Raw genomic sequence first — 14,475 nt, forward strand, 5'->3', positions numbered from 1 at the left:
TTTTTAAAACAGAAATCTATCTAATTAAGGAGAATTTTAGTTTAGCAAATAACTTTTCAATTCCTCATAAGTCGAAATTAAAATTGCTTCCTTTTTTCCTCCCATAACAGCTTGTATTTGTTCTGGTAAAGGTTGTTCTTCTTTTATTACCTCTTCAACAACATCTAAAAACTTAGTTGGGTGTGCGGTTTCTAAAAACACACAATGTGCGTTTGGATTGTCTTTTAAATGTGATTTACAACCTAAATACCCAACCGCTCCGTGTGGATCTGCAACGTAGTTATAATTGTTATAAATTTCCAGCATAGCCTCACGTGTTTCGTCATCAGAAAAACTATAAGACGATACATTTTGCTTTAAAGTTTCAAACTTATTTTTATAAATTTCTTGAATTCTTATAAAGTTACTTGGCGCTCCAACATCCATAGCGTTACTAATCGTTTGTACAGATGGTTTTGGTTCGTATAATTCTGATACTAAATAACGTGTAACAACATTATTAGCGTTATTAGACGCTACAAAATGTTTGATTGGTAAACCTAATTGTTGCGCCATCATTCCAGCACATACATTACCAAAGTTTCCACTTGGTACAGAAAAAACAATCTCTTTATTACTGTTTTTAAGTTGCTTGTAAGCAAACATAAAGTAGAATAATTGTGGTAACCAACGCGCTACATTAATCGAGTTTGCTGATGTTAATTGCATGTTGCTCGTTAAACCTTCATCTAAGAATGCTGTTTTAACCATAGCTTGGCAATCATCAAATGTACCATTTACTTCTAATGCTTTAATATTTTGACCTAAGGTGGTTAATTGCATTTCTTGAATATCGCTTACTTTTCCGCTAGGGTAGAGTATCACTACATTTACACCTTTAACACCCAAAAAACCATTAGCAACAGCACCACCAGTATCTCCAGAGGTGGCTACCAAAACAGTTACTTCGTTAGTATTGTCTTTGTTGAAATAACCTAAACAACGTGCCATAAAACGGGCTCCAACATCTTTAAAAGCCATGGTTGGTCCATGAAACAGCTCTAAAGTTGAAATACTATCATCTAGTTTTACAACTGGAAAATCAAAAGACAATGTTTCTTCTACAATTGTTTTTAAAATGGCTTCTGGTATTTCAGGAGCAACAAATTGTTTTATAGCTTCAAATGCAATTTCAGAATAAGATAAATTATCAAAATTATCCCAAAATGATTGTGGTAATGGTGTAATGCTTTCTGGGAAGTATAACCCTTTATCTGGTGCTAATCCTTTTATGACAGCATCTTTAAATGTTGTATTTGGAGCTTTATGATTAAGTGAATAGTAATTCATTTTTTTTTAAAATTGACCGAAGACTGATGACAGAAGACGGAAGTTTGATTGCGTTTTCATTTTAGAAAAGGCCTAGATTTATTTAATATTTTTTCTAAAAGCACTCATCATATTCATAAGATGATTGGCTTCATTATATAGTTTTGTAAATTCACTTTCTGAAATATATTTTCGTCGTTTTGATTTAAATAAACAAGTCACAACTTCTGCTAAGGAGCGAATTGAGTATCCAATAAATTTTTTCTGTTCTGGATTTGATTGACCAATTGAACCTTCTGAAATATTCAGAGCAATTGAATCTGATGCTCGTCTTATTTGCGATGACAAATTGAATTTTTCTTTATCTGGAAAAGGAATTGTCATTTTATCAATATCCTCACCAAAATCCATTGCCTTTTGCCATATAATCAATTTTTCAAACTTGAATTTACTCATAAGCCGCTATTTTTATTCATAATGTCTTCTGTCTTCTGTCTTCTGCCTTCTGTCAAATTATCTTAACGCCCTCAACATTAATTTTTGATACGTGTATTTCGAAATCGATTCCTATTTCAGAATATACTTTTTTCATTGCATCTTTCACATTTTGAGCGACTTGTTCCGATTTACTTAAAGAAAAAATAGAAGGCCCTGATCCTGAAATACCAGCACCTAATGCACCTGTTTCTAACACCGCTTTTTTCACTTCATTGAAATGCGGAATTAACTGGCTTCTATAAGGTTCAACAATAACATCGTTTAAAGAGTCGCTTATTAAATTGTAATCGCTTGTATGTAAAGCGTGGATTAAACTTCCTAAATTTGCCCATTGCGCAATAGCATCATTTAATGGTACTTCTTTAGGAAGTACAGCTCTAGACTCTGAGGTTTTAATTTCTATCTGCGGATGAATAATAGTTGCATATAAATCATCTGGCGATGGAATTTCTAAAATCTGTAAAGGTGATATACTTTTAACTAAAGTAAAACCACCAAAGAGAGCAGGAGCTAGGTTATCTGCATGTTCGCATTTACTTGCCAAAGCTTCACCTTTAATGGCAAACTCAGTTAATTGTGTTTTATTGAATGGCTTTCCTAAAAGTTCATTCATTCCAAAGACACTTCCAACGGCACTTGCGGCGCTACTTCCAATGCCGCTGCCTGGTTTTATGTTTTTATAGATTTCGATTTCAAAACCAAAATCGACATCAATAGCCTCATACATAGCTAAAGCGGAAACACCCGCAACATTTAATTCGGCTTCGTATGGTAAATCGAAATTTTCAATTTTAGTAATATAAATTCCTTTTTTATCCGTTTTTCTAATCACCATCTCATCACCAACGCTATCTAGACAAAAGCCCAAAACATCGAATCCACAAGCCACATTGGCTACCGTTGCTGGAGAAAATATTTTTATTTCGTTCATTAAATTATTTCTTTTGTCATTCCTGCCAAGGCGGGAATCTCATCATAAACTTCTAAAATTCACTTAAAAGTTATCATTTTGACTGTTTACTGCCGACTGCAAACTACCGGCTTAACTAATCGTTTCCAAGTCTTATGATATCTGCAAATAACCCAGAAGCTGTTACATCTGCACCAGCACCAGCACCTTTAATAATCATAGGTTGCTTCGGATAACGCTCTGTATAGAACATAACAATATTATCACTTCCTTCAAGGTTATAAAATGGATGCCCTTCAGGAATTTCCTGTAAACTAACACTTGCTTTCCCGTTATCAAATTTAGCAACATACTTTAATTGGCAGTTGTTCGCTTTCGCGGAAGCATATAAACTTTGGTAGTGCGCTTCGTCTGCAATTAATGTTTCATAAAAATCATCAACAGTATCGCTTTTTAATCCTGCTTCTGATAAGAATGATGTGTTTTCAATATCTTCTAAATTCATTTCGACACCACTTTCTCTAGCCAAAATTAAAATTTTACGCGCTACATCAACACCGCTTAAATCAATTCTTGGATCTGGTTCGGTATAACCTTCAGCACCAGCTTGTTTTACAACATCATAAAACTTTGTTTTATCATTAAAATTATTAAACACAAAGTTTAAACTTCCAGATAAAACGGCTTGAATAGAGTTTACTTTATCACCAGACGCGATTAGATTTCCTAACGTATCAATAATTGGTAAACCTGCACCAACATTAGTCTCAAATAAGTAGGGTGCATTATATTCTAATGATAATCTTTTTAATTCTTTATAGTTGTCGTAATTACTAGAACATGCTATTTTATTACAAGCTACAATGCCAATACTTTCTTTTAAATACTGTGCATATAAACCAGCAACATCTGCATTTGCAGTTACATCAACAAAAATACTATTACGTAAATTTAATGATTTTGCGTTTTCAAAAAAGCCTTGTAACGTTGCTTTTTCTCCTTGAGCTAATTGCGCTTTCCAATCTTTTAGATTTATACCAGAATCATCAAAAATCATATGTCTTGAGTTTGAAAGTCCAGCAACTCTAAGATTAATTTTAAGGTTATCTTTTAAAAATTTCTTTTGCTGTTTTATTTGTTCAACCAAACGTTCTCCAACATTTCCAACACCAGTAATAAAAACATTAAGTTGTTTCGTTTTTGATTCGAAAAACTGCTCATGAAGCGTATTTAAAGCTTTCTTTACATCTTTTTCGTCAATAACTGCTGTGATATTCTTTTCTGAAGCGCCTTGAGCTATAGCTCTAATATTAATATTATTTCTTCCTAAACCACTAAACATTTTACCGCTAATACCTTGGTGGTTTTTCATATTATCTCCAACTAATGCAATAATTGATAAACCAGTTTCAATAATTATAGGTTCAATTTTACCTAAAGCTATTTCATTTTCAAAAGCAGTATCAATAGCCATTTTTGCAGTATCGGCTTCTTTATCTTCAATACCTAAACAAATAGAATGTTCTGAAGACGCTTGCGTAATCATAATCACATTAATTTTTTCTTGTGATAATGTTTCGAACAAACGTTTTGAAAACCCAGGAATACCTACCATTCCAGTACCTTCTAAAGTTAATAAAGCAATATTACTAATGTTACTTATCCCTTTTACCGGTAAAGTAGACTTAGTTTCTTCATTAGAAATAATAGTTCCTGCAGCTTCAGGCTCTAAAGTGTTTTTAATATGAATAGGAATTTGTAAACCTAAAACTGGTTGAACTGTTGGCGGATATAATACTTTGGCTCCAAAATGAGAAAGCTCCATCGCCTCTTGATACGATATTTTATCAATAGGGTAGGCTTGTTTCACCAATTTTGGATTAGTTGTATACATACCACTTACATCTGTCCAGATTTCTAGTTGCTCTACATGTAAAGCCGCTGCTATAATGGCAGCCGTAAAATCTGAACCACCACGACCAAGCGTAGTAACTTCTCCTATTCTAGATTTTGAAATAAAACCTGGTAGGATTGTTATGTTTTGTTTTGCCGATTTAAAATAATCACGAATATTTTGGTTCGTAATGGTATAATCAACTTCTGCTTTTGTGAAATTAGAGTTTGTAATGACTATCTCTTGAGAATTTTTAACATCAGCAGATAACCCTCTGTTTTTCATAGTTTCAGCTATGATGAAAGAAGATAACAACTCTCCAAAACTCACTAATTTATCTGATGTTTTAGGAGATAATTCGTTAATTAAATAAATACCTTCCAATAAACTTTTTAAGCTATTTAACTTGTTTTCAACAAACTTTAAAATAGACGCATTGTTTTCAGGATTCAATTCTTTAATGATATTGAAATGTCTTTCTTTAATTCCATCAAACGTTTCTAAAAAACTTTGATCTTTATTTTGAGCCTGTTTTCCTGCTAAAAGTAATTTATCTGTAATACCACCAACAGCCGAAACTACGCAAGCTATAGTATCTGTCTTACCATAGTTTTCTAAAATGTTGATTACGTTATTTATATTTTTTGAAGAGCCTACCGAAGTGCCTCCGAATTTTAAAACTTTCATGTTTTAGTACTTTGTATAATTAGAAATAATACTTGAAATGTTGCGATTTTGTAAAATCACAAAAATAGTGTGCGGAATATATATAACTAGTAACCCCAAAGGGTTGTTGTATTTGTAGTTGTACCAAAAATAGCCGTTGTTCCTTTTGCTAAAAAAGAAACATATTGAAGTGTATTTTGGTTGAAATGATTCATTATTGTTATATAATACACTTCAAAAGTATTACATTTAGCCTAATAAAAAAACTAAAACAACTTTTTTACAATATTCTTATCTTCAAACATAAATCGTTTAAAAAAAACGACTAAATGTTATAAGAATTGAAAAATATATAATAAAAGTATAAATGAAAGTATTTTCAAAAGAACAGATTTATAAAGGTGATGCGCTAACTGCCGAAAAACAAAATATTTCGTCAACCGATTTAATGGAACGTGCGGGGACCCAAATTTTTAATTGGATGCACGCGCGCATGCAAGGTGCTCAAGTGCCTATACACGTGTTTTGTGGTATAGGTAATAATGGAGGGGATGGCTTAGTTTTAGCCCGCCATTTAATAACCCATGGCTATAATGTAAATACCTTTATAATTAATTGTAGTGATAAGCGATCAAAAGATTTTTTGATTAATTATGATCGTGTAAAAAATGTTACTAAAAAATGGCCTGTTTTATTAAGTTGTGCTGAAGAATTTCCTGAAATACAACCTGATGATATTATTGTAGATGCCGTTTTTGGGATTGGTTTAAACAGACCAGTAGATGAATGGGTAAAGAAATTGTTTTTACATTTTAGAGCTAGTAAAGCTTTTACATTATCAATAGATATACCATCTGGATTGTTTCCTGATAAAGCTGTAGAAGATGAAGATGCGGTTGTTTGGGCCGGATTTACATTAAGTTTTGCTTCGCCAAAATTAGTGTTCTTTTTACCCGAAACAGCTAAATTTACTGTGCAATGGGAAGTTTTAGATATAGGATTAGACCAAGAATTCTTATACACCACACAAACTGAGGTTGAATTAATAGGAAAACTTGAAGTACTACCCAATTACATACCAAGAGACAAATATTCTCATAAAGGGCAATTTGGACACGCATTAATTATTGGTGGTAGCTATGGCAAAATTGGTGCTGTTACTTTAGCTAGTAGAGCAGCTTTATCTGCTGGAGCGGGTTTAATTTCAACTTATGTTCCAAAATGTGGATATCATGCTTTACAGACTTCTTTTCCTGAGGCTATGGTTATTACAGATAGCCATGAGGAAAAAATAACATCTATTACATTTGATATTGAACCAACCGTTGTTGGCTTTGGAATAGGAGTAGGGACAGACTCAAAAACGGCTAGTGCTTTTGCTTCATTTTTAAAAACTAACAAAGCACCGTTGGTTATTGATGCTGATGGTATTAATATCCTTTCTAAAAAGAAAGCCTTATTAAAATTATTACCAGAAGCAACAGTTTTAACGCCACACCCAAAAGAACTAGAGCGTTTAATTGGTTCTTGGAAAGATGATTTTGAAAAATTAAAAAAAGTAAAAGCTTTTTCGAAAAAACATAAAGTTATAGTTATAATAAAAGGTGCCAATAGCATTACTGTTTATGAAGATAAACTTTATGTTAATACTACAGGAAACCCTGGGTTATCTACAGCAGGAAGCGGAGATGTTTTAACAGGAGTAATTACTGGTTTAATTTCACAAGGCTATAATCCACTTGTAGCAGCTATTTTTGGTGTGTATTTACATGGAAAATCTGCAGACATCGCTGTTGAGGATTTTGGTTATCAAAGTTTAATAGCAAGTCATGTTATTGATTATTTAGGTGAAGCTTATTTAGATTTATTTAAACAACCAGAACAGCCAGAACCACCACAAGAAGAAGAACAAAAACCTCAATAATAAACCATAAAAAAAAGCCGCAAATAGCGGCTTTTTTATTTTGCAAAGAGAGTTGTTTATAAATTGTGTTTATCAAACAATTCAATAAGTTTAGGACTTGAAGGTCTTGGTGCATTAGCGTCTACAATGTTTCCTTCCGGGTCAATTAAAATAAATTTTGGAATACCTTGTATTTGATAATCTTGCACAAAAGCAGATTCCCAATCGTTATCGGCAAATAATTGAATTCCGCCTAAGTCTTTTTCAATAACCATAGTTTTCCATTTTTCATAGTCACTTTGTTTATCTATCGAAATGCTTACAAATTCAATGTTTTTTCCATGATAAGCTTTCTCAACCTTTTGTAAATGTGGAATTTGCTGAATGCAAGGTCCACACCAAGTAGCCCAAACATCAATATAAACATATCTGCCTTTTAAATCATCTAAAGACATTTTTGTTCCTGTAATATTTTCGTAATCAACAAACTTTGGAGATGGCTTTCCTTCTTTTAAAGCTGTTAGTTTATTATATGTCTCTGTAACTATCGCGTTGTTTTTTTCGTTAGTTGAATTTTCTAAGAACATTTTATAAAAATCATCTAGATTATTTGAGTATGACATGTTGAAGTTTACAAAATCAAAAAGCAATGTGTTTTTTATAGTTTCACTTTCAATAGCACTCACGGTTTTAACATAAGACAAATCGTAGGCTGTGGAGTCTTTTTGGCTTAACTCACGTGCTTTTACTTCGTAATAATCATTTACAATGCCTTTGTAATTTCGAGAAAACTCGAAATCTTCTTCATTATTATAATCTAACTCTGAAACATCTTTTAAAAACCCTTCTGAAACTTTAAAAGCTGGATTTTTAGTGAAATGTCTATGAGCTCTTTCGTAACTTTTTAATTTTCCAAAATAGCCGTAATTTATATTTCTTGTTTCTTTAGCAATAAAATCTGATGGTAAACCTTTTGTATTACTCAGCATATCTTCTTGAGTTTTTTTGAAGTCTAACATTGTTTTTTTGTAGTCGTCTTCAACTTGCACAAAAATTTCAGAACTCTTTCTATTTAAATCCATTTCACTCTTTCTTTTAAGAAGCAAATAGTTGTTGATTTCTGATCCAATACCAGAAATATTAACTGTATTATCAAAATCTAAAGCATCGTAAGCTATATTTAGTTTAAATCCTGGTTGTGCATTTATAAACACAGGGTTTGTACCGTCAAAAAGCACATAAGATTTAATATCTGTGCTAAGTGTGTCTATAAAAGTACCGTCTGCGGCTATTTTAATTACTTCTTTAAATGTTCTATCTTCACTATTCATAGTAACATCTCCAGCCTGTTTGTTTGTGATTTTCCCAGAAACAATCGTGTAGTCGTCGGTTTTTATTTCTTTTTTACATCCAAAAAGAGCTATTGCAAAAGCAATACAAAGTAGTTTATTCATTTTCTATATATTTAGGTATCAAAAATAGGAATTGTTAATGTGTTATTGTTTTTGTTTGATGAATTATTAACATTTGATGATATAAAAATCAGTTATAGTTTATGTATTAATTTTTCATAATCAACAATCTCTGGGATAATATTTAAAGCAAACAGTTCTTTTTGAACATTCATAACTGTTTTTTTATCGATTAATTCTTGAGACCATTCTGTTATGCTTAACCATTCTTGAACATCTTCTAATTGTTGTTCATAGCGATTGGCAATAGATTTATCAATACTAGGGATATCTTTAAAATCTGAAGTTGTGTTATTGATGATTTCTAAAATAGCTTTTAAGTCTTTCTCGTTATTTTCTATAAACTCGTCTCTTACAGCTATAACAAAACAAGGCCATGGAGAAGGGCAGTTGTCAATACGTCTAAACACACCATCGTCTACAAGAGGTTTTGTGGTGAATTTTTCCCATAAAAAATAATCGGCTTTGCCTTCGGTTAAACCTTCAACAGCACCATCAAGGTTTTTAATCACTTCAAAATCTAAGTCTTTTTCTAAATCCCAATTATTGTTTTCAGCATTTATATAAGCCATTAAATGCGACCCAGAGCCATAACGACTGATAGCAGCCTTTGTACCTTTTAAGTCTATAACGTCTTTATACTTAGAATCATGAGCTACATGCACACCCCAAATTAGGGGTGTTTGCACAAAAGTCTGTACAATTTTACTAGGGTTTCCGTCTATAATATCTTTTATAATACCTTCAGTTAAAATAACCGCAATATCGATATCTCCATTCCTAAGTGCCTTGCACATAGCACCGGTACCACCGTAATAATCATGCCAACGTAAATTAATATCTTCTTCTTTATATTCTCCGTTTTTTAACGTTAAGTACCAAGCTAAGTTAAAATGCTCTGGTACACCGCCAATATTTACTTTCTTCATTAAATTAATTAATTTATTCTGTAATTTTATTTAGTGTATAAGTGATAAGGTTTTCTATGGTTTTTGCAGGGTTTTTACTAAAAGTTCCAACAGCTCTATTCGCTATAATAGCATTTATTGACATGGCCTCATGACCTAATAATTTTGCTAATCCGAATATGGCAGAAGTTTCCATTTCAAAATTGGAAACACAAATATTATTAAACATAAAAGCATCCATTTTAGAGTTTAACTCAGCATCTTGAACTGGTAATCTTAAAACTCTTCCTTGTGGGCCATAAAACCCTCCAGCAGTTGCCGTTAAACCTTTGTAGGTTATATCACTTTCTAATTTTTTTAATAGTTTTTTACTACCATTAACAACTATAGGCCTTGATTTATTAGAATGCCAATTGGTTTGCTTGATAAATGCATCTTCAATATCTGAATTACTAATTGAATTTATTTGATAAGAATGAAGCATTCCATTAATATCTAAACCATGTGTGCTTAAGACAAAACCATCAACCGGAATGTGTTCTTGTAGTGACCCAGAAGTTCCTATTCTAATAATATTAAGACTTTTCAGGTTTTCTTTTATTTGCCTTGTTGAAAAATCTATATTAACAAGCGCATCTATTTCATTTAAAACGATATCTATATTATCTGGGCCAATTCCTGTTGAAATTACCGTTATTCGTTTCCCTTTAAAATGACCAGTTTGCGTTTTGAATTCGCGTTTTTGTGTTTTAAATTCAATAGAGTCAAAATTAGAAGTTACTTTACTAATACGGTCTTGATCGCCTACTAAAATGATCGTATTTGCAATATGTTCAGGTTTTAAATTTAGATGGTAAATACTTCCATCTGGATTTAAAATAAGTTCAGATTCTTTAATTGGCATTTAATGTAGATTTTACAAGTTTATTTTCGGATACATTAAAAAGAAAATCAATTTTTTTAACACCACCAAAAGTCATATTATCATTTAATTCTAAAGCATAATTATGCTGTGCAAGTAACGCTTCGTGTCCTTTACGGTTTAATTCTATGCAATCTTCAGAAACTAAATAAAAAATACTTAAATTTTCTATTATTCTTTTAAATTGAAGGTCGCCATAACCATAATACCCCTGGTAATTAAGTGCATAACCTAATAAATGGTTTTTAGATGTAATCTTTTCTTTTTTAATAATTTCAAGTATGTGTCTTCCAAGAATACTTAATCCATCTATTGAATCTGGAAAACGTTTTAAGTGTGCTTTTAAACAATTACTTAAATATTCAAACGAAGAGCTTTTTACGATGTAAGGTTTTAATAAATTGTGGTCTATACCGCAGTAAATACTCCATATTGTTGTTGCCATATCAATATCTTCTTCATTAAGTAAAACCTTTTTCTTGTAATGATTTAAGAGTTGATTGGGTTTTAATTCACCTAAACCTTTTAATCTTTTACTACCCGCAATTCTTCCGCTACAGACTAAATAAATAGGAAGATCTATTTTTTTTTGTTTGATAAGACTAATCACAGCTATCATGTTAATATGACAAAATAAATCATATTCAAACCAAAGCACAATTTCAGAGTAATTTTCTGAATTGTTTAATTTATCTAATTCTATCTTTATGAGTTCAAAGTCTAAATCTATACCATAAAACTGTTCAAAAAACAATTTTCTGGCTTCCAGAAACTCTTTAGAAAAAACTTCTTCTGAAGTTGGGCCTTCACATAATAGTTCTTGCCAGGTTAATTTAACACCTTCAACGTCTAAGTCGTTTAACACGTTAGTTAAAACGTCGCCATTTGTAATGTGGAGTGGTTGTTTATCCATAAATCTATCCGCCAACACGTTTTACATTAAACCCTTTATCTTTTAGCATTTGCATAATTTTATCGCGATAATCACCTTGAATAATAATTTTATCATCTTTAAAACTACCGCCAACACTTAGTTTAGTTTTTATTTCTTTAGCTAATTTCTTAAAATCTTCTGTAGCACCTGTATAACCTTCAAGTATGGTTATAGGTTTTCCTTTGCGCTTTTCATATTTACAAAGAATAGGATCGTCTTGCATCCAAATATCAGAAGCATCAGTTATTTCAGAAGTACTTTCTTCTTCAATGTGTTCTGGAAATAAGTTTTTTAGTTGGTCTTGTAAATCCATTGTATCTTTATACAGTATTCAGTTCGCAGTAAAAAATAAGAGTAAGCAACTGTGAGCTGCCTACTATTTTTTAAGCCCTAATTCAATTAAACGTTCGTTTAAAAACTCACCAGCAGTTATATCATCAAATTGTTTCGGATTATTTTTATCAATACAACCTTCCAAAACATCTAATTTCATCTCGCTAACGGGATGCATAAAAAATGGTATAGAATAACGCGATGTTCCCCAAAGTTCTTTTGGTGGATTAACTACACGGTGAATAGTAGATTTTAATTTATTGTTAGTATGCCTAGAAAGCATATCGCCAACATTAATCATTAATTCGTCTGCTTCGGCAATAGCGTCAATCCACTCACCTTTATGATTTTGGACTTGTAAACCTTTACCTTGGGCGCCCATTAAAAGTGTTATTAAATTAATATCGCCATGTGCCGCGGCTCTAACAGCTTCATCTGGCTCTTGTGTAATAGGCGGGTAGTGTATAGGCCTTAAAATGGAATTTCCATTATGTATATAGTTATCAAAATAAGTTTCTTCTAAGCCTAAATGTAATGCTAAAGCACGTAAAACATGTTTAGCCGTTTTTTCAAGCATTCTATAGGTTTCTTTACCAATCTTATTGAATTCTGCAAGTTCATTTACAGTTACATTATCTGGATATTCTGCTTTAAGCTTATCATTATCATCTACATATTGACCAAAATGCCAAAACTCTTTTAAATCGCCTTCTTTTTTTCCTTTAGCACTTTCTTTACCAAAAGACACATAACCACGTTGCCCTCCAATTCCAGGAATTTCATATTTCTGTTTGGTTGCTGTTGGTAAACTAAAAAAGTTTTTTACTTCTTTGTATAAATTATCAACTAAATCATCATCTAAAAAATGACCTTTAAGTGCCACAAAACCAATCTCTTCATAAGCCTTTCCTATGGCATCTACAAAGTTTTGTTTTCTAACAGGATCTTCAGAAAGAAAGTCTTTTAAATTAACACTTGGTATGCTATTCATATAGTATGATTTTAAAATGTGAATAACACAAATGTACAAAAACATTCAAATTTATAGAGGTGCATTCGATAGTAAAACAAATGAGCCATTCTGGTTGCCTCCAAAATAGCTCATTTATAAAGAAAATTACATAGTTTCAGCTTCCGAGAGTATAAACGGATAGGCCAACTTAACTTGTTTTTCTTCAGTTTTAGATAACTTATCTGAAGCTTTACCAATCACATTCAAACTATAAGCTTGTCGTAATTCGTAATACGCTTTTGTAAGTTCATTTTGTACAGCAATAAACGTTTTGTAAGTGGTTTGTTTACCGTTTTGTAAAGATATTACAGCCTTTTTAGGGTTTTCGGAAGATATGCTCAACTTTTCCCCAAGACAATAACTACAGCTACTATCGCCGTTATTATCAATAAAGCTTTTAGCAATATCTTTAATATCGCTAATAGTTACTAATTCATCTTCAATAAGAATCTCGTCATTATTGTTGATGGCAATTTTTAAAATGTTTCGTTCTGAAATAATACCGCCGCAATCGTTAGTTGGGCAATCTTCAGGAAGTAATCTGTTAATGCCTTCATCTGAAGATATTGTGGCGGTTACTAAAAAAAAGATAAGTAATAAAAACGCAATATCTGCCATAGATCCTGCATTCACTTCTGGTACTAATTTTGAGTGTCTCATAATTATAGATTTAAATGTTAATGTGTTGATTAACTCACAAAAACAATACCATAACTACAAGATTTCCAGATTAGTGCGCGTATCGTTTAGCGCTTTTCCAAAGGCCATTATGTGAAATACGAAAATCTATAATGCGCTTATTAGTCATTATATGTTCTTGAGTAATACTATTTAAACACCTAGATATTTTGCTGATTGGTTTCATTTTGATTGATTTATTGATTGATGAAAATTAGATTTTAAAAGACGTCACATAAACATTGCAACGTCTTTAGTTTTATTAAGCTTCCTAACTAAAAAACGTAATACTATTTAATAGTTGATATAAATTTTACAGGAATATAGTAGAATTCGCTTGCATTATTTTTGTCTATGCTAAGTTCTTTTAAATACAACCTTTTTTTAATGAATTCTGAAATATCATCATCATTCGAATTATTAGTTAAAACGATAATTTCATTACTTTCATTTAATTTAAATTTCAATTTAATAGCTACATCATTGTAAATTGCTAAATCTGAATTTTTTAATAACGCTTTGATTTGCTCTTCAACTGAAATAGGTTCATTTTTTGGTCTTTCTGTGTTTGCTGAAACATGGCTACTAAATACTAAAATAGTAGCCAATAAAATTGTTTTGATTGTTTTCATTTTGATTGATTGATTGATGAAATTTTAGGTATTAAAAGACGGATTACTATCTATGTCGTCTTTTGCGGTTCCAAGTGTTACTTTTTGTTCCAATTAAAGTTCCTGTAATTTGATTGTTGTTTAATGTTCTCATGATTTTTTGATTTTGATTGATTAATGATTTAATTATGGTGCAAATATATTTTAAGGCTCTAGTATTTAGAATTTTATATATCTGAATTGTTATATTTTAATACTGAATTGTTATTTATCTATAACGCCTTTTTGTATTCCATGTATGGCTTTTTGTACCGTTTAAAGTTCCTGATAATTGATTGTTGTTTAAAGTTCTCATAATTTTTGATTTTGATTGATTAATAATTATTTATTGTTTTTCGATTATACAGAATAGGCGACTATCAATTA

General features: G+C 31.4%; 13 protein-coding genes. 1 reads left to right on the top strand and 12 read right to left on the bottom strand.

What is annotated here, in order from left to right; translation table 11 throughout:
• Nucleotides 1-36: 36 nt before the first annotated feature.
• From thrC to thrA, 4 genes are all read right to left on the bottom strand, one after another.
• The gene (gene thrC, locus SJY43_RS12120) at nucleotides 37-1,329 is read right to left on the bottom strand and encodes a threonine synthase (RefSeq protein ID WP_396601007.1); all 1,293 of its coding nucleotides are present in this window, start codon (nucleotides 1,327-1,329) and stop codon (nucleotides 37-39) included.
• 78 nt (nucleotides 1,330-1,407) lie between these two features.
• Nucleotides 1,408-1,764, bottom strand: a complete 357-nt coding sequence (locus tag SJY43_RS12125; RefSeq protein WP_396601008.1) for a four helix bundle protein — start codon at nucleotides 1,762-1,764, stop codon at nucleotides 1,408-1,410.
• Nucleotides 1,765-1,816: 52 nt separating this feature from the next.
• Nucleotides 1,817-2,737: a homoserine kinase gene (locus tag SJY43_RS12130; RefSeq protein ID WP_396601009.1), complete on the bottom strand. Its 921-nt coding sequence runs from the start codon at nucleotides 2,735-2,737 to the stop codon at nucleotides 1,817-1,819.
• A 115-nt stretch (nucleotides 2,738-2,852) separates the two neighbouring features.
• Complete coding sequence (gene thrA, locus SJY43_RS12135; protein ID WP_396601010.1) at nucleotides 2,853-5,297, bottom strand: bifunctional aspartate kinase/homoserine dehydrogenase I; 2,445 nt, start codon at nucleotides 5,295-5,297, stop codon at nucleotides 2,853-2,855.
• 346 nt (nucleotides 5,298-5,643) lie between these two features.
• Here thrA and SJY43_RS12140 point away from each other — a divergent pair, with 346 nt between their 5' ends.
• Nucleotides 5,644-7,200, top strand: a complete 1,557-nt coding sequence (locus SJY43_RS12140; RefSeq protein ID WP_396601011.1) for an NAD(P)H-hydrate dehydratase — start codon at nucleotides 5,644-5,646, stop codon at nucleotides 7,198-7,200.
• Nucleotides 7,201-7,256: 56 nt separating this feature from the next.
• Here the strand turns inward: SJY43_RS12140 and SJY43_RS12145 are convergent, their stop codons facing one another.
• The 8 genes from SJY43_RS12145 to SJY43_RS12180 form a co-directional block, all read right to left on the bottom strand.
• The gene (locus SJY43_RS12145; protein WP_396601012.1) at nucleotides 7,257-8,633 is read right to left on the bottom strand and encodes a TlpA family protein disulfide reductase; all 1,377 of its coding nucleotides are present in this window, start codon (nucleotides 8,631-8,633) and stop codon (nucleotides 7,257-7,259) included.
• 92 nt (nucleotides 8,634-8,725) lie between these two features.
• A complete protein-coding gene (locus SJY43_RS12150; RefSeq protein WP_396601013.1) occupies nucleotides 8,726-9,580 on the bottom strand; it encodes a substrate-binding domain-containing protein in 855 nt (284 codons plus the stop codon).
• Nucleotides 9,581-9,593: 13 nt separating this feature from the next.
• Nucleotides 9,594-10,463 (bottom strand): nucleoside phosphorylase, encoded by an 870-nt coding sequence (locus tag SJY43_RS12155; protein WP_396601014.1) that lies wholly within the window; start codon nucleotides 10,461-10,463, stop codon nucleotides 9,594-9,596.
• The gene (locus tag SJY43_RS12160; protein ID WP_396601015.1) at nucleotides 10,453-11,394 is read right to left on the bottom strand and encodes a DUF1835 domain-containing protein; all 942 of its coding nucleotides are present in this window, start codon (nucleotides 11,392-11,394) and stop codon (nucleotides 10,453-10,455) included. The genes SJY43_RS12155 and SJY43_RS12160 overlap by 11 nt, the downstream gene beginning before the upstream one ends.
• 4 nt (nucleotides 11,395-11,398) lie before the next feature.
• Nucleotides 11,399-11,728: a translation initiation factor gene (locus SJY43_RS12165; protein WP_396601016.1), complete on the bottom strand. Its 330-nt coding sequence runs from the start codon at nucleotides 11,726-11,728 to the stop codon at nucleotides 11,399-11,401.
• A gap of 63 nt (nucleotides 11,729-11,791) precedes the next feature.
• The gene (locus SJY43_RS12170; RefSeq protein WP_396601017.1) at nucleotides 11,792-12,739 is read right to left on the bottom strand and encodes an isopenicillin N synthase family dioxygenase; all 948 of its coding nucleotides are present in this window, start codon (nucleotides 12,737-12,739) and stop codon (nucleotides 11,792-11,794) included.
• 126 nt (nucleotides 12,740-12,865) lie between these two features.
• Nucleotides 12,866-13,420, bottom strand: coding sequence for an ExbD/TolR family protein (locus SJY43_RS12175; RefSeq protein ID WP_396601018.1), 555 nt, complete (start codon nucleotides 13,418-13,420; stop codon nucleotides 12,866-12,868).
• A 308-nt stretch (nucleotides 13,421-13,728) separates the two neighbouring features.
• On the bottom strand, nucleotides 13,729-14,070 hold the full coding sequence (locus SJY43_RS12180) for a hypothetical protein (RefSeq protein WP_396601019.1): 342 nt from the start codon (nucleotides 14,068-14,070) through the stop codon (nucleotides 13,729-13,731).
• Between the last annotated feature and the right edge of the window lie 405 nt (nucleotides 14,071-14,475).

Origin of the sequence: Algibacter sp. R77976 (assembly GCF_044594645.1) — a bacterium.
Classification (GTDB): domain Bacteria; phylum Bacteroidota; class Bacteroidia; order Flavobacteriales; family Flavobacteriaceae; genus Algibacter_B.